The organism is Brevibacillus borstelensis (assembly GCF_036700025.1).
Lineage (GTDB): Bacteria > Bacillota > Bacilli > Brevibacillales > Brevibacillaceae > Brevibacillus > Brevibacillus borstelensis.
This window is the reverse complement of sequence record NZ_CP144922.1, coordinates 5,058,860-5,075,703: the sequence shown is the minus strand read 5'-3', so window position 1 is coordinate 5,075,703 and position 16,844 is coordinate 5,058,860. Positions and strand designations below refer to the sequence as shown.

General features: G+C 54.8%; 14 protein-coding genes. 10 read left to right on the top strand and 4 right to left on the bottom strand.

Features of this window, described 5'->3' with window-relative positions:
* Nucleotides 1-2 precede the first annotated feature (2 nt).
* From V5G20_RS24315 to V5G20_RS24300, 4 genes are read left to right on the top strand one after another with little or no spacing between them, the layout of a single operon-like run.
* The gene (locus V5G20_RS24315) at nt 3-1,097 is read left to right on the top strand and encodes an ABC transporter ATP-binding protein (RefSeq protein WP_024983554.1); all 1,095 of its coding nucleotides are present in this window, start codon (nt 3-5) and stop codon (nt 1,095-1,097) included.
* Nucleotides 1,098-1,099: 2 nt separating this feature from the next.
* Entirely contained in the window at nt 1,100-1,942 is an 843-nt protein-coding gene (locus V5G20_RS24310) for an ABC transporter permease (protein WP_024983555.1), read from the top strand.
* On the top strand, nt 1,939-2,739 hold the full coding sequence (locus tag V5G20_RS24305) for an ABC transporter permease (RefSeq protein ID WP_003389417.1): 801 nt from the start codon (nt 1,939-1,941) through the stop codon (nt 2,737-2,739). Before V5G20_RS24310 ends, V5G20_RS24305 begins: the two co-directional genes overlap by 4 nt.
* Before the next feature lie 12 nt (nt 2,740-2,751).
* Nucleotides 2,752-3,888: a M20 family metallopeptidase gene (locus V5G20_RS24300; RefSeq protein ID WP_338462559.1), complete on the top strand. Its 1,137-nt coding sequence runs from the start codon at nt 2,752-2,754 to the stop codon at nt 3,886-3,888.
* 176 nt (nt 3,889-4,064) lie between these two features.
* On the opposite strand, the gene V5G20_RS24295 is transcribed toward V5G20_RS24300, so the two are convergent.
* The 3 genes from V5G20_RS24295 to V5G20_RS24285 all read right to left on the bottom strand — a co-directional run bounded on the left by V5G20_RS24295 (nt 4,065) and on the right by V5G20_RS24285 (nt 7,646).
* Complete coding sequence (locus tag V5G20_RS24295; RefSeq protein ID WP_039070048.1) at nt 4,065-5,306, bottom strand: branched-chain amino acid ABC transporter substrate-binding protein; 1,242 nt, start codon at nt 5,304-5,306, stop codon at nt 4,065-4,067.
* Between the two features lie 235 nt (nt 5,307-5,541).
* The gene (locus V5G20_RS24290) at nt 5,542-6,942 is read right to left on the bottom strand and encodes a sensor histidine kinase (protein WP_003389412.1); all 1,401 of its coding nucleotides are present in this window, start codon (nt 6,940-6,942) and stop codon (nt 5,542-5,544) included.
* Complete coding sequence (locus V5G20_RS24285; RefSeq protein ID WP_003389411.1) at nt 6,939-7,646, bottom strand: response regulator transcription factor; 708 nt, start codon at nt 7,644-7,646, stop codon at nt 6,939-6,941. Before V5G20_RS24285 ends, V5G20_RS24290 begins: the two co-directional genes overlap by 4 nt.
* A gap of 169 nt (nt 7,647-7,815) precedes the next feature.
* On the opposite strand from V5G20_RS24285, the gene V5G20_RS24280 reads away from it, so the two are divergent.
* From V5G20_RS24280 to V5G20_RS24270, 3 genes are all read left to right on the top strand, one after another.
* On the top strand, nt 7,816-8,862 hold the full coding sequence (locus tag V5G20_RS24280) for a DUF3048 domain-containing protein (protein WP_031932046.1): 1,047 nt from the start codon (nt 7,816-7,818) through the stop codon (nt 8,860-8,862).
* A 114-nt stretch (nt 8,863-8,976) separates the two neighbouring features.
* On the top strand, nt 8,977-9,267 hold the full coding sequence (locus V5G20_RS24275) for a YerC/YecD family TrpR-related protein (RefSeq protein WP_003389409.1): 291 nt from the start codon (nt 8,977-8,979) through the stop codon (nt 9,265-9,267).
* Between the two features lie 16 nt (nt 9,268-9,283).
* The gene (locus tag V5G20_RS24270; RefSeq protein ID WP_003389408.1) at nt 9,284-9,970 is read left to right on the top strand and encodes a heptaprenylglyceryl phosphate synthase; all 687 of its coding nucleotides are present in this window, start codon (nt 9,284-9,286) and stop codon (nt 9,968-9,970) included.
* Nucleotides 9,971-10,225: 255 nt separating this feature from the next.
* On the opposite strand, the gene V5G20_RS24265 is transcribed toward V5G20_RS24270, so the two are convergent.
* Entirely contained in the window at nt 10,226-11,056 is an 831-nt protein-coding gene (locus V5G20_RS24265) for a glycerophosphodiester phosphodiesterase (RefSeq protein ID WP_003389407.1), read from the bottom strand.
* A gap of 348 nt (nt 11,057-11,404) precedes the next feature.
* On the opposite strand from V5G20_RS24265, the gene V5G20_RS24260 reads away from it, so the two are divergent.
* From V5G20_RS24260 to ligA, 3 genes are all read left to right on the top strand, one after another.
* A complete protein-coding gene (locus tag V5G20_RS24260) occupies nt 11,405-12,217 on the top strand; it encodes a VanW family protein (protein WP_338462551.1) in 813 nt (270 codons plus the stop codon).
* Between the two features lie 138 nt (nt 12,218-12,355).
* On the top strand, nt 12,356-14,686 hold the full coding sequence (gene pcrA, locus V5G20_RS24255) for a DNA helicase PcrA (protein ID WP_024983561.1): 2,331 nt from the start codon (nt 12,356-12,358) through the stop codon (nt 14,684-14,686).
* A gap of 102 nt (nt 14,687-14,788) precedes the next feature.
* On the top strand, nt 14,789-16,804 hold the full coding sequence (gene ligA, locus V5G20_RS24250) for an NAD-dependent DNA ligase LigA (RefSeq protein ID WP_122957583.1): 2,016 nt from the start codon (nt 14,789-14,791) through the stop codon (nt 16,802-16,804).
* The last annotated feature ends 40 nt before the right edge of the window (nt 16,805-16,844 follow it).

The window sequence follows — 16,844 nt, the reverse complement described above, 5'->3', positions numbered from 1 at the left end:
GTTTGAGCAAGGTGATTGATGTCGAACTGCGCAGCCTCATGAAGAAGTTTCAGAACAATATCGTGGTTCAGGACTTCAACCTGCAAGTGGAGCAGGGAGAGTTCGTCTCGTTTTTAGGGCCGTCGGGTTGCGGCAAAACGACCACGCTGAATATGATCGCCGGTTTCCTTGACCCGGATGGCGGCGATCTGCTGATCAAGGGACAGCGGATGAACGGTGTCCCTCCCTACAAGCGTGAGCTGGGAATGGTGTTCCAGACCTACTCGCTCTTTCCGCACATGACCGTAGCGGAGAATATCGCCTACGGGCTGAAGCTGCGAAAAATCAGCAAATCGCAGATCCAGGAGCGGGTGGGACGCGTGCTTGATCTGGTCAAGCTGCCGCATGTCGCAGACCGCTACCCGAAGCAGTTGTCCGGAGGGCAGCGGCAGCGCATCGCCATCGCCCGTGCGCTGGTCATCGAGCCGTCTCTGCTCTTGCTGGACGAGCCGCTCAGCAATCTCGACGCGAAGCTGAGAGAAGAGCTGCGCGATGAGTTGAAACGGCTGCACCAGGAAATCGGCGTTACGACCATTTTTGTGACACATGATCAGGAAGAGGCGCTCTCCCTGTCAGACCGGATCGTCGTGATGAACCACGGCTTCATCGAGCAGATCGGCACACCGAAGGATATTTACAACCGGCCTGCTTCCGAATTTGTCCATACGTTTATCGGCAAGACCAACCGTCTCGAGGGAGAAGTCGCCGGGCATGAAGGCGACTCCTTGATCATCCAGACAATCGGCGGTCTTCTCGTAGAGGCAAAGTCTGCAAACCTGATGCTTCTCCCCGGGCAAAAAGCAACCGTTTTTATCCGTCCGGAAAAAATCAGACTGTCTGCCGATACGGCGCCGGAAGGAAGAAATCGGGTCAACGGTCAGTTGAAGCTCAGCTCGTTCCTCGGTTCCTATACGGAATGCGAGGTGCAGGCAAACGGGCACAGCATATCTGTCAAGCTGCAAACGGTCGATAAAGGCGTGGAGCTCGTCCCCGGCAAGGCTGTCTCTTGCAGCTGGGATGCGGAAGATGTGCTGGTCATGCCGGCGGAGAGGGGATGACGATGAACAAAAGGCTGTCGATTCTTCTTTTGACGGCACCGAGCATGGTCGTTCTGCTCGGCGTCTTTCTTCTCCCGATGCTGCTCATGCTGCTGCTCAGCTTTCAAAATGACGAGCAAGCCTTCAGCGTGGAAAACTACTTGTTGTTTGCAAAGGACCCGTATTATGCGGAGATCATGTGGAGGACGATACGGGTCAGCCTTTGGACCGTACTCTGTTCGCTGGTCCTCGGCTTTCCGGTGGCGATGTTTATGGCTCAGGCGACGGGAAAGATGCGGGGCATCGTGACCATGCTGATCCTCGCTCCCCACCTGATCAGTGTCGTCATCCGCAATTTCGGCTGGGTGGTCGTGCTCGGGGAAAAGGGCTGGATCAACGAGGTTTTGCTTGCGCTCGGACTGATCAAAGAGCCGCTCCGGTTGCTGTACAACGAGCTAGGCGTCGTAATCGGTCTGACGGACTCCTTTATCGCCTATATGGTACTGGCGATTGCGACCAGCCTGTATGCGATTGATCCGTCCTTGTCCAAGGCCGCCTCGATCCTCGGGGCATCCCGGGTGCGGACCTTTTTTACCGTGACACTGCCGCTCAGTCTGCCGGGGCTTGTCGCCGGGACGACACTCGTTTTCAGCCTGTCCATGAGCGCATTCGTCACACCTGCACTGATGGGGGGAACGTCGGTGAAAGTCATGCCGGTAATTGCTTATGAACAGATAATGGCTACGCTGAACTGGCCGCTGGGAGCGGCGCTGGCATTTCTGCTTTTGGGCAGTACGATTTTGCTTGTGACTCTCTACACCAGGCTGATTGAGACCAAGCGATACAAAGAGGTGTTTTCGTCATGACAAAACTGAAACCGCTTGGCCTTATCACCTTTTTTGTACTCATCCTGGTAAACCTGCCGTTTCTGGTTATCATACCGAGTTCATTTACCGCGGCGGGATATCTCTCTTTTCCTCCCGAAGGCTTTTCCTGGCAGTGGTACACGATGATTCTCGAACGGCCGGAATTTATCGAATCGTTCTGGTTCAGCATCAAGCTCGCGGCCATCACCGCTGTGCTGGCAACCCTGATCGGCACGCTGGCAGCGATGGCCCTGCACAGATACAAGTTTCGCGGAAAAGGAATCATCAACGGCCTGCTGCTGTCTCCTTTGACCGTTCCATCGCTCATTATCGGGATTGCCGCGCTGCTGTTCTTTACGCGTATCGGGATAGCCGGTACGTTTACCGGGCTGCTGCTTGCGCACATACTGATTTCCATTCCGTATGTCGTTCGTCTCGTGTTGACCGGATTAAGCACGTTTGACTATACGCTGGAGAAGGCGGGCTACATGCTGGGAGCGCGTCCGCTGCGGGTGTTCTGGGACATTACCCTGCCTCTGCTGCGTCCGGCTATTGTGTCAGGGATGATTTTTTCCTTTTTGACTTCTTTTGACAACGTGACGGTATCCCTGTTCTTAGTGGCGCCTGACACGACAACGCTGCCGCTGGCTATTTTCACCTACATGCAGGAGACGCTCGATCCTTTGGTTGCGTCCATCTCTTCAGTGGTCATCCTGCTCAGTCTTTTGTTTATCGTCATCCTGGAAAAGGTGTACGGACTGGAACGGCTGTTTGGACTCAATTCTCAATCCCACTAAGGAAGAGGCACAATGGACATCCACTTATTATTGCAACAGTATCAACAGCAATTGATCGAGGATCTCAGGCAGTGTGTCAACATGGATTCGCCTTCGCGCAGCAAAGCGCTGGGGGACCGGATGGCAGACTGGTTTGGCAAAAGGTTTGTCGAGCTGACAGGCGGGCAAGCGGAGCGTATCGCCAATGAACAGTATGGAGATCAGCTGCGCTGTGTGCTCGGAAACGGCGAGAAGCGGGTGCTCGTCATTGGACATTACGATACCGTTTGGCCGGAGGGAGAGGCGGACCGCAGGCCATTTGCGATAAAAAATGGCAGAGCGTACGGCCCCGGCGTGTACGACATGAAGGCAGGCGTACTGCAGGCGTTCTACGCTTTGCGGGCCCTGCAGGAGCTGGGGCAATTCCCCGCTGACAAGCAGGTCGTTCTCCTTCTGAACAGCGACGAAGAAATCGGCAGTCCGACCTCGCGACGGTTGGTAGAACGGGAGGCGGAAGGGGCGGTAGCCAGCTTTGTTCTGGAGCCGCCAACAGAACCGCACGGCGCTCTCAAAACATGGCGGAAGGGGAGCGCCCACTTCCAGCTTCGCGTGCACGGGGTCTCCTCGCATGCCGGTGTCGATCACGCCAAAGGGGTATCGGCTATCGAGGAGATGTCCCGGATCGTTCAATACTTGCATACCTTTACCGATTACGAGGTGGGCACGACGGTGAATGTCGGGCTTGTCAAAGGAGGAATCGGCTCGAATGTCGTGGCGGACTTTGCCGAGGCAGAGGTGGATGTACGGGTGATGACGCTGGAGGCGGCAAGGCAGATGGAACAGCTTTTCCACTCCTTGCAGCCGAGTCTTCCCGGTACCCGCCTGACCGTGACCGGAGGCATGCGACGACCGCCGATGGAGAGGACAGACGAGATCGGCAGGCTGTTCGCTTTGGCAAAAAGCATTGCCGAGCAAGAAATCGGGATCGAGCTGGAGGAGTCCGGTACGGGCGGTGTCAGCGACGGCAACTTTGCTGCCGCATGCGGTGTCCCAACGCTTGACGGGCTGGGGGCCAAAGGGGGCTATGCCCATTCCCCGGACGAGTTCATCGAGATCGACCAGATCCCAGTCCGGTCGGCTCTCTTGGCGAGATTGATCGAAAGATGCTGATAACAGTCCGGTCGGCGCTTCTGGTAAGACTGCTGAAAGATGATGACAGACAAACCCCTCATCCTGGCGACAAGGATGAAGGGTTTAGTTTTGGCGGCAGAGGGCCGTTTCGTTCCATAAAAAAAGAAAAGCACCATGTCTTTTTTTTCAAGACAGGTGCTTTTTCGTGTGTCCCCTTAATTTCCTGCTTCGCCCAAAAATTCGGCTTTTTCTTTTCCGTATTGATAGATGTAAACCTGGGAGTGCTTGTTGTCGCCTTTTTCGTCAAAGGTGACCTTTGTAAACAGACCGCTGAACTCGTTCGTGGCGCGGATTGCATTCATGACCTGCTCGCGGGTAGGCTTTTTGCCCCCGTTTTCTTGAATCGCCTTTTCCATTCCGTTCAAGGCGACTAGTGTAGCGTCATAAGCAAAAGGAGAGAACGCGCCTGGCTCTTTGTTGAAGGCTGCCTTGAATTTTTCTACCCATTGCTTGCCTTGCTCCTGCGAACGGATGTCGCTTACGACAGTCGCATAAACGATCCCTTCCGCAGCGGGTCCGGCGATTTTATACATATCCGCCGACTCCAATCCCTCGCCGCCCATGAATTTGCCGGTGAAGCCCTTTTCGCGGGCTTGCTTGGCGATGATGCCCATCTCCGCGTACATGCCGCCGTAGAAGACAAGATCGGGCTTTTTCGCCACCAATTGGTTGACGATTGCGCTGTAATCCTTTTCGCCTGCGGTGACCCCTTCGTAGCCGACTTCGGTTACACCCAGGTCCTTGAATGCTTTGCGGACCTCGTCGGTCAAGCCTTGGCCATAGGCCGTTTTGTCGTGAGCGAGGTAGACCGTTGCGGCTCCCAACTTGTCTTTTGCGTATTTGGCTGCGGCAGGAGCGATCTGGTCGTTGCGAGCGACGAGCCGGTTTACGCTCTTTCTGTTCGCTTCCGTCAGCTCGACCCCGGTATTTGCAGGGGAGATCATTGCGAGCTTGCCTTCTTCATACTTGACAGAGGACGGGATGGCGACGCCTGTATTGTAGTGGCCGACCACCGCGTACACGTCCGGGTCGGAAATCAGCATTTCCGCGTTGGATACGCCGATTTTCGGGTCTGCCTGGTCGTCCTGAGGGAAGAGCTGGATCTCAAAACCAAGCTTTTTAAACGCTTCGGCACGCTCTTGCACGGCCATTTGCGCCCCGAGCTTGATGCCGTCGCCTTCGAGCGACTGGGCTCCGGACAGCGGACTTTGGGTGGCAATCTTGATCACGTTCGAGCTTCCGCCTCCGGCCCCTCCTTCGGAAGACGGAGCTGATGGAGCAGAAGATGGAGCGGTGGAAGGTGACGAAGCGGTATTCCCGCCGCCGCCCGTACCACATCCGGCAACGAGCGAACTGGTCAGTAGAGCGGAGAGTAAGAGCATCGTTTTCTTTTTCACAATGAGACCCCCAAGTAATTTGTGAATAATATATATTTTTTATAAACATATCAACTGATAGTGGCCGCGTCAACGAATATTCTTTCTAGTTGAAATAATAAAAAAATACAAAACGATAAAATAGAATTATTCCATGCAAAAACAACTCGGCCGCCCCCGGTTAAATAAATGTAAGACCCAAAATAAATGAAAGGCCAAAAAGCTCCGGGAGGTCCGGAGCTTTTCTGCTGGTTTGCTATCTCTTTACGGGTAGCGTAATCGTAAAGCAGGGGCCTTCCGCTTCATTGCGGACAGCGATGCTGCCTTTGTGGGCTTCAAAGACAGCGCGGGCGATGGCCAGACCGAGTCCGTGCTTGCCCGATTTCCCCTTGCGGAACCGCTGGAACAGTTGCGGGAGCAGAGCTTCTTCGATCGGCGGACCGTCATTTGCGATGGTGATGACGACCCTGTCGTCCGCTTGCCGGCCGGTCACGACCAACCGGCTTTTTGCGTAGCGCAGCTGGTTTTCCAGGATATTGACAAAGGCAGTGCTCAACTGCTCGCCATCGCCTTCGAGGATGAGGGCGGGCGGCAGATCAAGCTGCCAGGAAATGTCCGGGTTCAGCACGGAGAGCCGCTGCTCCAGCAATTGAAACATCTCCGTCACATCGACTCTGCCCATCTGCATCATTTGCGAGACGGATTCGATTTTGGTCAAGTACAAGAGCTGTCCCACGACCTTTTCCAGTCGCTTGCTTTCCTGCATGATCGTTTGCAATCCTTTTTCCGCCTGCGGGCCCTGGAAGACTCCCTCCAGCAAGCCCTGCGTGTAGCCTTGTATCGCCATGATCGGTGTCTTCAGCTCGTGGGAAATATTTTGCACAAAATGGCGCTGAGATTCGTCGTGTTCCTTCAACTGATCCTTCATCGTTTCAAAGGAGCGCGCCAATTGGCCGATCTCGTCCCCGCGATCCAGCGTGAGCGGCGTATCAAACTGTCGCCGGGCGATTTTCTGGCAGGATTCGTCCAGCGATCGGAGCGGTTTGCTCAGGTAGCGGCTGAACCAGACGGCCAGCAGCCAGCTGATCAGGAGCAGCACGACAAAGATCATGAGAAACTGCCTGGTCAGCAGCGAGTTGATTTGATTCAGCTCGCGTTCTTTGGAGAACAGCACCATATAGTAGGGAAAGCCGTGGTAGTCCATCAGCCTGCTGACGAACAGATAGTCTTCTCCCCCGCGCTCCAGGGTCCCGTGCTGGAGCTTGTTGCCGGGATAGGAGGCCGCTTTCTTGTAGAGTGCGGCCGCGTCGTTATAGGAAAACCGTTCCCTCTCCGTAATGCGGCTGCCCAGCTCTACGCCGTCGGTCGAAAAGACGATCATGTCAAACGAGTATTCATAACGAGACAGCAGCACCTGCAAAAAGTAAGGGGCGGCTGCCGGTACCGGTAACAGCTCGTTGTGCTCGTTAAAGGAGATGTGGTCGGACAGGGTGTAAAACTCCTGCTCCAGAAGCGAATACGTATTGTTGACCAGGTACTGCTTGACGGCAAAAGGAAAAACAATCCCGACTCCGATCCCCAGCACGCTGGTCAAGAGCATGAACAGGATGAGGATTTGCCGGGAGAGCGGCAGGTTTTTCAGTCGGAATTTGCTCATGTGCGGGTCATCCGGTAGCCGAAGCCATAGACAGTCTCCAGCGGAAACTTGGGCATTTTCTTGCGGATGCGCTTGACCAGATCGTCCACAGCCCGATCGGAACCGATGTAGTCCTCTCCCCAGATTGCTGTCAGGATTTGCTCGCGATTGAGCGCCAGGCCCTGATTGTGGAGGAGGTAGACGATCAGCTCAAATTCTTTAGTCGTCAGCTCGATCTGGTTCCCGTTTTCTTTTACCTGCCGTCCCTTTTCGGAGATCTGGTACGGCCCGATCGTCACCCAGTCCTCGTAGGAAGCCTGAATGGGAGCAGGGACTGCGGCCCCTCCTTTTTCATAGGTGCGCTGCAGCAGCTTTTGCACGCGAATGACGAGTTCACGCGGCAGAAACGGCTTGGCGAGATAATCGTCGCTGCCCAGCTCAAGCCCGATGATTTTGTCCATGTCCTGATCACGGGCGGAAATAAAGACGATGGGCACGTCGGATTTGCCCCGGATCAGGCGCAGCAGCTCATAGCCATCGATGTCCGGGAGCATGATGTCGAGAATCCATATATGGGGCTGCTCCGGTTCTTCCAGGACGGGGAGAACCTCGGCGCCGCTTTGAAACGCGCGAACCTGAAAACCGGCGTTTTGCAGATACGATTGCAATAGCTCCAAGAGGCTGGTTTCGTCATCTACCAGATAGACGAGGTAGGGAGTTTGCATGGCTTACTTCCTCGCTTTTCATCTGAGTTTGCATAAATTGTAGCACAGTCGCGGGCCGGATGTGTGGGAGCGGCGTATGAGAATCGTGGAAAACGTGTGGAAGCAGGATTCTGTTTTCCTTTCAGAGAAAAAAAGAGGGTGCGAGAGAAAACCGGAAAGGAGCGTTTTCATGCAAAGACGCATCACACGAACTCTCATGTTGCTTTCTCTGGCGCTGCTTGCAGCGTGTTCGAACAAACCGGCTGACACGACGCCGCAGCCCGAGCAGCCGCCCGCTCCGATTGTGCAGCCGCCCTCGGCGGAACCGCCAAAGCTTCCTTACACTGCGCCGTTTACCGGCCTGGGCAGCCAGACAAGGCTGGACCAGCGGCCGATTATGGTCATGATCAACAATGCACCGCAGGCCCGCCCGCAATCAGGGATTAACAAGGCGGATCTGGTATACGAAGTGCTGGCAGAAGGGGAAATGACCCGCCTTCTCGCCGTTTTCCACAGTCAAAGGCCGGAAGTGATCGGACCGGTCCGCAGCATCCGTCCCTATTTTATTCAGCTTGGAGTTGGGATCGATGCCATGCTGGTTCATGCCGGCGGCAGTCCGGATGCGCTCAACACGCTGGCTCGTTCCGATTACAGCCACCTCGACGAAATTCCCAACGGCCGCTATTTTTGGCGGGAGAAGTTTCGCCACGCCCCGCATAATCTGTATACCAAACCGGAGCTGATTGAGCAGGCGATGCTGGACAAAGGCATTCGCATGACAGGCGAGCTGCCGTACTTTCCGTTTTTGCCGGAAGATGCCGAGATCACGGAAGGGGAGCCGGCGACAAAGGTCGATCTCGTCTTTCATTCGCTCAACAAAGCAGGCTTTGTTTACGATGCAGAAAAGAAAAAGTACATGCGGCTTACAGAGGGCAAACCGCATCTTGATCTGACGACAGACGAGCAGCTCTCGACGACCAATCTGCTGGTCATTGCCGCAAAGCATCGCGTGCTGGATAGTGAAGGCCGCCGTCAGGTGGACGTCGTCGGTCCGGGAGATGGATATCTGTTCCAGCAGGGCAAGGCGAAAAAAATCAAATGGAAGCGGGCTGGCGGCGTCATCCGGGCTTACGAGGACGCTTCCATGACCAAGGAAGTGCCGCTTTTGCGCGGCAATACATGGGTTTCGATCGTGCCGAATGCCCCGGCGATGACGAGCTACCTCAAGTTTGAATAGGTTTCGGAGAATAGGGGCTTGCAGGGTGGCCCTGTTTCTTCTAAGATAATCTTGTAAGCTTTAACGCTTAAAAATTTTACAGTGAAAAAACTTCCCTATGACGGGGTGATCCTGATGCAATTGGAAAAACTAAAAGGAAAAGGGATCGAGCAGCTGTTTGAGGCCGTTCTTTCCTTGGAGACGATGGAAGAGTGCTATCAGTTTTTTGATGATCTCTGCACCATCAATGAAATGCAGTCGCTCGCACAGCGTCTGGAAGTGGCACGCATGCTGCGCAAGGGCTACACCTACAATCAGATCGAAGCGGAGACGGGAGCGAGCACGGCGACCATCTCACGCGTCAAGCGCTGCTTGAACTACGGCAACGACGGTTATCAGCTGGCGCTTGAGCGGATCGGAAAATAGGCAGGAGGCAGCACCGTTGATTGATTATCGCAGTTGGCGCCATACCTTTAAACTGGACCCGGATAAAACCATCGGAGACGATGAGCTGGAGGCTTTATGCGAATCCGGTACGGATGCCATTATTGTCGGCGGCACCTATGGCGTGACATATGACAACACGCTTGAGCTGATGTCTCGGATCCGGCGTTATGCGGTACCTGCAGTCCTGGAAATCTCTTCGCTGGATGCGGTTGTACCCGGCTTCGATTCGTATTTTATTCCGCTGGTGATCAACGCGGGGGATGCAGATTGGCTGTTTGCCCCGCACGTCAGCGGCCTCAAGGCTTTCGGCCAGTACATACATTGGGACGAGATCATTGCCGAAGGCTATCTGGTAGCCAACCCTGATTCGGGTGTTGCCAGACTGACAAAAGCCCGCCCGATAGAAGGCGCTGCGGAAGCCAAGGCGTATGCGCAGACAGCCGCAAAAATTTGCCGCCTGCCAATTGTCTATCTGGAGTACAGCGGGGCCTATGGAGATCCGGCTGTAGTCCGGGCATGCAAAAGCGGCGCCGGGGAAGCGCATCTGTTTTACGGCGGCGGCATCCGGACGGCGGAGCAGGCAGCGGAAATGGCGGCCTTGGCTGATACGATTGTCGTGGGCAATGTGATTTACGAAGACTTGCAGGCGGCTTTGTCTACCGTTCGCGCTGTGAAAAGGTAGGCGGAAGGGCTGTAGTTGGAAACAGGCATAGTGTGTTCAGCAGGAGAGACTCAGAAACGGGTCTCTCCTGTTTTGTTGGGGAGCATGTGTTTGAAATTGGAAGCATGCATGTTTCGCTCCATGCAAAATGAAAACGGCCTTGCGTCCATGTGTACAAGGACTAAGGCCGTATAATCGGCTGACGCGCTCGATTCAATCTGTTCTTCCGTGACAAACAGGCGCGTTCAGACAAATGAACGATCTTTTGAACAGGTTTTACTTGTGCTTGTTGCGCGGCACGTAATCCGGGTAATCCGTGATAATGCCGTCAACGCCGGCGTCCAGCAGCGGTTCCGCTTCTTCCGGCTTCCGCACGGTCCAGACCGACATTTTCATTCCGCGTTCGCGCACGCGTTCCAGCAATTCCGGGGAAAACATTTTCAGGCTGGGATTCACATAATCTGCATAAGTGGCAAATTCGTCGAGCATCTCATCGGTCAACTGCTCTGGCTTGTTGGTCAAAACGCCGACAGGAATGTCCGGCAAAAGCTCGTGGAATGTTTTCATCGAGTCGAAGTTAAACGATTGCACGATGATCTTGTTATTTGCGGGCTTGTCCATGTTTCGCTCGCGCAAGGCATCCGCTACCATCTCTTCTACGCCCGGATACAGCTCAGGAGATTTTAATTCGATCAAGATGCCGGTTTTGCCGCGGAATTCATCGAGCACCTCTTCAAAAGTGGGGATTTGTTCGCCCGCAAATTCCGGATCGAAGTAACTGCCAGCATCCAGCTCGCGGATTTCTTCAAAGGTCAAATCCTTCACTTTTCCGGTGCCGTCGGTAGTGCGGTCCACGGTATTGTCGTGTATGACGACCATTTGCCCGTCCTTTGTCACTTGCACGTCGATTTCGATGTAGTCAGCCTTCATTTTCACTGCCTTGCGAAACGCCGCCATGGTGTTCTCGGGTGCATAGCCGGAAGCGCCACGGTGGGCGACGGTGTCTACGCGGTGGGCATGTTCATTGGGTGCTGCCATAGCTGCCAGCGGCTGGAGCAATCCGGCAACAAGTACTGCGGCCATCAACGTTTTTCCCAAGCGAATCATGTAAATCTCCTCCTCGACGTTTTTTGGCTCCCACAGGCGATGACAAAGAAAAGAGGGAGCATGGTCTGCAGGCTGGAATATGCGATGGTGTTTTCGGGGCCCCAAAAACAAAAAATCACAGATTCCCCCCAGCGTGTAAGCTGAATGGAATACTGTGAATCTCCTGTTCTCCATCACAATATTCAAAATATTCTGCTGAGTTCCAGTTTACACGAACTCTTCCCTCAAATCTACACGGTTTGGAAAAATCATCCTTATAGCCTAAACTCTCATGCTGCTGGCACGACGGAAGATAGGGGGGATGCAGGTCTTTTGAACCTGTTCATCAACAAAAAAGGAGGGGGCTCCATGAGACCGATCAAGCGCAGCCGCTGGAGATTGGCAGCGGGTATCTGCTATTACCGCATCAAACGTTATAGAGAATGGCTCTTTGGCCGAAAAAAGTATGCCAGACTGAGAAAACCGGAGAGACTTCCTTGCCTGCATAAACATCATCAGACCCCTTTGCTAAGGCAACTGCAAAACGTCGAGATGTGGATGCAGCACAACAAAGTAACGAACCTCCGCATTGCGTCGGAGCGATTGGATGGAATCGTCGTCCGTCCGGGAGAGACGTTCTCGTACTGGAAGCTGATCGGAAAGCCGACGCGGCGCAAAGGGTATCTGGAAGGGATGCTGCTGTCGCATGGGCAGGTGCTGGCTGGTGTGGGGGGAGGCTTGTGCCAGCTGTCCAACCTGATCTATTGGATGACGCTGTTTACACCCCTTACCGTGACAGAGCGCCACCGGCACAGCTACGACGTCTTTCCTGACGCGAGCCGCACGCAGCCATTTGGCAGCGGAGCGACGTGTTTTTACAACTACCTCGATCTTCAAATTGCCAATCAGACGAACCAGGCCTTTCAGTTGCGTCTTTCGCTTGGGGGTGGCTGCCTCGTCGGAGAGTGGCTGGGCGAGTACCCGCCGACGCGGCGATACGAAGTATATGAAAAGAAACACGCGATCACTCCAGGGCTCTGGGGCGGCTACGAACGCCGCAACCTTCTGTACCGGCGCGTGTATGACCTGGAGGGCGAACTGATTGGAGACGAGTTTATTGCGGAAAACCTCGCGTATATGATGTATGAGCCGCTTTTGCCCGGCCGCGAGCCTGCAGGGTAAGACTTCAAATGTTTACTCTGTTTGCCAGCAATCCCTCCTCTGGTTTGACTGGAACTCTCCCTCGATCTGTGAGAAAATAGGAACATATGCTTTCGTTCGGGAGCGTTTTGAGAGGCAGGAAAGGTGGAAGTTATACATATGTCTACAGTTGACCGAATTATCGCCGGACTAAATCCGCAGCAGCGGGAAGCGGTCCTCACAACAGAAGGGCCGGTTCTTATACTCGCAGGTGCAGGCAGCGGCAAGACCAAGGTGCTGACCCAACGGATTGCCTATCTGATCCAGGAAAAGCGCGTGGCCCCCTGGAGCATTCTGGCGATTACCTTTACCAACAAGGCGGCCAGGGAGATGCAGAACCGCGTGGCCGCCATCATCGGCCGCGAAGCGGAGGACACCTGGATTTCTACATTCCACTCGCTCTGCGTCCGCATCCTGCGAAAAGATATTGACCGTCTGGGCATAAACCGGAGCTTCTCGATCCTCGACGCCGGCGATCAACTGTCCGTTATCAAGCAATGTCTGAAAGAATTGAACATAGATCCGAAGCAGTACGAGCCGCGCGGCCTCCTGGCGGCGATCAGCGGGGCCAAAAACGAGCTGACAGATCCAATCCGTTACTCGAATCTTGCCGGAGATGCCTACTCGATGGTCGTCGCGAAGGTATACGAGCTGTACCAAAAGAAACTGAAAAACAACCAGTCCCTGGACTTTGACGACCTCATCATGACAACTGTCCGGCTGTTTAAGGAAGTGCCGGAGGTTCTCGAATACTACCAAAAGAAATTCCGCTACATCCATGTCGATGAGTATCAGGATACGAACCGGGCCCAGTACATGCTCATCTCCATGCTCGCGGACAAATTCCGCAACGTCTGCTGCGTCGGGGATGCCGACCAGAGCATTTACAAGTGGCGCGGGGCGGATATATCCATCATTTTGAACTTTGAAAAGGATTATCCGGAAGCGAAATTGATCAAACTGGAGCAAAACTACCGCTCGACCAAAACGATTTTGCAGGCGGCCAACCAGGTGATCGCAAACAACGTCATGCGCAAGGAGAAAAAGCTCTGGACGGAAAACGAAGCAGGGGAAAAAATCACTTGCTTCCAGGGGGATTCCGAGCACGACGAAGCGTATTTCATCGTAGATACGATCCGCAAGCAGATGCCCATTTACAAGCGGTACGACAAATTCGCCGTCCTGTACCGGACCAACGCCCAGTCCCGGGTGGTCGAGGAAGTGTTCATCAAATCGAATATCCCTTACACGATCGTTGGCGGCACGAAGTTCTACGACCGCAAAGAGATTAAAGACATTTTGGCTTATTTGCGGGTGATCTCCAATCCGGATGACGACATCAGCCTGACGCGGATTATCAACGTGCCGAAGCGAAATATCGGCGATACGACAGTGGAAAAGCTGCAGGCTTACGCGAATGCCCACGGTCAATCCCTGTACGGAGCGATCCAGGAGGCGGGCTATATGGGATTGCCGGCACGCACGACCAATGCGATCCTTTCATTTAATGACCTGATCACCAACCTGATGCAGATGACCGACTACCTGTCCGTGACCGAGCTGGTGGAGGAAGTGCTGAAGCGCACCGGATACCGCGAGATGCTGAAGGAAGAAAAAACGCTGGAGTCCGCGGCGCGGCTGGAGAACATCGAGGAGCTTTTGTCCGTTACCCAGGAGTTTGAGCGGAAGAACGAGGACAAGAGCCTGCTTGCCTTCCTGACCGACCTCGCTTTGGTAGCCGACATTGACACTTTGTCGGATGACGGCCAGACCGAGGAGGAGGTATCCGCTGAAGGCCAGGTCGTCCTGATGACGCTGCACAGCGCCAAGGGTCTGGAGTTTCCGGTCGTCTTTCTGGCGGGAATGGAGGAAGGCGTATTCCCTCATAGCCGTTCGCTGTTCGACGACGCGGAGATGGAGGAAGAAAGACGCCTCGCCTATGTAGGGATTACCCGGGCCGAGGAGCGGCTGTATTTGACATCGGCGCGGATGCGGACCTTGTTTGGCCGTACCAATGTGAATGCGCCCTCGCGCTTTTTCAAGGAGATTCCTGCCGAGCTGTTGGAAGGAAGCCCTGTTCAAGAATCAGGCGGGATGCAGGGAGGCTCCTTTGGACAGCGCGGTTACGGCCAGCGAGACGGGTTTGGCCGCTATGGAGCGGGTCAGGCGGATGCGGGGACAAAGTCCGCTTTTGGACAACGCACCGGCACTACAGGCACCTCTGCCTTTTCCCGTCCGGCCATGGCCGCTCCGACCAAATTGCAAGGCCATGGCGGCGGCTCCGGCATCGATTGGAAGGTAGGCGACAAGGTAAAGCACGGCAAGTGGGGCACCGGTACGGTCGTCAAGGTGAAAGGAAGCGGAGACGATACGGAGCTGGATATCGCTTTCCCGAGTCCGACCGGAATCAAAAAGCTGCTGGCAAAATTTGCTCCGATCGAGCGGGGATAGTATTCTATACGGTACAGAATCTTTTGCAAGCAAGCTGAATCACGAAAGCGATTTGCCCGGGAAGCGCTCGGGCTTGATACGGAATAGCAAAGGATGAACGAAATGGATCGATTGACGGCGGAAGCACGAATTCTTGAATTGCGGAAACAAATTGAGCATCACAACCGTCTGTATCATACAGAAGACCGCCCGGAAATTACCGACCAGGAATACGATAATCTGGTAAGGGAACTGCAAGGCTTGGAAGACCTTTTTCCCGACATGGTCACGCCCGATTCTCCGACGCAGCGGGTGGGCAGCGCACCGCTGGCCGCTTTTGAAAAAGTGGTTCACAAAACGCCGATGCTCAGCCTGGGCAATGCCTTTGGCGAGGAGGATTTGCGCGATTTCGACCGCCGTGTGCGCCAGGCGGTAGGCAATCAAAACGTCCGCTATGTCTGCGAATTAAAGATTGACGGCTTGGCGATTTCCTTGCACTATGAGGACGGAGTATTTGTCAAGGGAGCGACTCGCGGCGATGGGACGACAGGCGAGGATATTACGCAAAATCTGCGGACGATCCGTTCGATTCCGCTCCGGCTGACCCGCCCAGTGACTATCGAGGTGCGCGGTGAAGCGTTTATGCCGCGTGCAGCCTTTGAGAAGCTGAACAAGGAACGGGAGGAACGCGGAGAAGCCCTGTTTGCCAACCCGCGCAACTCCGCAGCCGGATCGCTTCGTCAGCTCGATCCGAGGATTGCGGCTTCCCGCCAGTTGGACACCTTCATCTATGCCATCGGCGATTTGCAGGGAGTCGATGTCGAGTCCCACAGCGAAGGGCTGGATCTGTTGGAGTCGCTCGGCTTCAAAGTAAATAAAGAACGGCGCACATTTGACAACATTGATGACGTGATTGATTTTGTGAACAGTTGGGTGGAAAAACGACCGCAGCTCGCATACGATATCGACGGTATGGTCATTAAAGTAGACAGCTACGTTCAGCAGCAGGAGCTTGGCTTTACGGCGAAAAGCCCGCGCTGGGCGGTGGCGTACAAATTCCCGGCAGAGGAAGCGATTACCGTATTGAAAGGGATCGAAGTATCTGTCGGACGCACTGGTACGGTTACTCCTACCGCGATTTTGGAGCCGGTCAGTCTGGCTGGCACCACGGTAAAGCGGGCCTCGCTGCACAACGAGGACATCATCCGGGAAAAGGGACTGTTGATCGGCGACCATGTCATGGTCAAAAAAGCAGGCGACATCATCCCGGAAATTATCGCTGTCCTGCCAGAGAGACGCGACGGAAGCGAGACGCCTTTTGCGATGCCCACGCACTGCCCTGAGTGCGGCAGCGAGCTGGTGCGCCTGGAAGAAGAGGTGGCGCTCCGCTGCATCAATCCGATGTGTCCGGCGCAAATCCGCGAAGGCATCATTCATTTTGTCTCCCGTCAGGCGATGAACATCGAGGGCTTGGGAGAAAAGGTCGTCGCTTCCCTTTTTGAAAAGGACATCATCCGCAGCGTAGCCGACCTGTACTATCTGCACCAGCAGCGCGACGTTTTGCTCGGGCTGGAGCGGATGGGGGAAAAGTCGGTTGACAACCTGCTTACCGCCATCGAGACCAGCAAGGAAAATTCCCTGGAGCGGCTGCTCTTCGGACTGGGCATTCGCCTCGTGGGTGCCAAGGCGGCGCGCGTACTTGCCGAGCACTTTGGCGAGATGGACGGCATCATGGCCGCAAACGAAGAAGATTTGACCGTGATTGATGAGATCGGACCGAAAATGGCGTCCAGCATCGTAGGCTACTTCCGCCAGCCGCAGGCCCAGGCGGTAATCGAGCGGCTGAAGGCTGCCGGTGTCAATATGAGCTACAAAGGCATTCGTGTCGAGGCTGGAGCGGATTTGCCGCTTTCCGGCAAGACTGTCGTATTGACTGGTACGCTTGCGACGATGACGCGGCAGGAAGCCGAAGAAGCGATTGCCCGTTTGGGCGGAAAGGTGACGGGCAGCGTGAGCAAGAAAACGGACCTGGTCATCGCCGGTGAAAAGGCAGGCTCCAAGCTGGAGAAAGCGGAAAAGCTGGGAGTGTCTGTCATGGATGAAGCAGGCTTTAGAGAATTGCTGGAGAGTCAAGGATAAGACCTGGCTAGTGGGAGAGAACGGGAAGGGGTGTAGTCGG

What these genes read in the sequence shown, in the direction of transcription:
- V5G20_RS24310 (WP_024983555.1), top strand. Translation starts at nt 1,100, where the DNA reads ATGAACAAAAGGCTGTCGATTCTTCTTTTGACGGCACCGAGCATGGTC.
- V5G20_RS24305 (WP_003389417.1), top strand. Translation starts at nt 1,939, where the DNA reads ATGACAAAACTGAAACCGCTTGGCCTTATCACCTTTTTTGTACTCATC.
- V5G20_RS24300 (WP_338462559.1), top strand. Translation starts at nt 2,752, where the DNA reads ATGGACATCCACTTATTATTGCAACAGTATCAACAGCAATTGATCGAG.
- V5G20_RS24290 (WP_003389412.1), bottom strand. Translation starts at nt 6,942, where the DNA reads ATGAGCAAATTCCGACTGAAAAACCTGCCGCTCTCCCGGCAAATCCTC.
- V5G20_RS24285 (WP_003389411.1), bottom strand. Translation starts at nt 7,646, where the DNA reads ATGCAAACTCCCTACCTCGTCTATCTGGTAGATGACGAAACCAGCCTC.
- V5G20_RS24280 (WP_031932046.1), top strand. Translation starts at nt 7,816, where the DNA reads ATGCAAAGACGCATCACACGAACTCTCATGTTGCTTTCTCTGGCGCTG.
- V5G20_RS24275 (WP_003389409.1), top strand. Translation starts at nt 8,977, where the DNA reads ATGCAATTGGAAAAACTAAAAGGAAAAGGGATCGAGCAGCTGTTTGAG.
- V5G20_RS24265 (WP_003389407.1), bottom strand. Translation starts at nt 11,056, where the DNA reads ATGATTCGCTTGGGAAAAACGTTGATGGCCGCAGTACTTGTTGCCGGA.
- V5G20_RS24260 (WP_338462551.1), top strand. Translation starts at nt 11,405, where the DNA reads ATGAGACCGATCAAGCGCAGCCGCTGGAGATTGGCAGCGGGTATCTGC.
- pcrA (WP_024983561.1), top strand. Translation starts at nt 12,356, where the DNA reads ATGTCTACAGTTGACCGAATTATCGCCGGACTAAATCCGCAGCAGCGG.
- ligA (WP_122957583.1), top strand. Translation starts at nt 14,789, where the DNA reads ATGGATCGATTGACGGCGGAAGCACGAATTCTTGAATTGCGGAAACAA.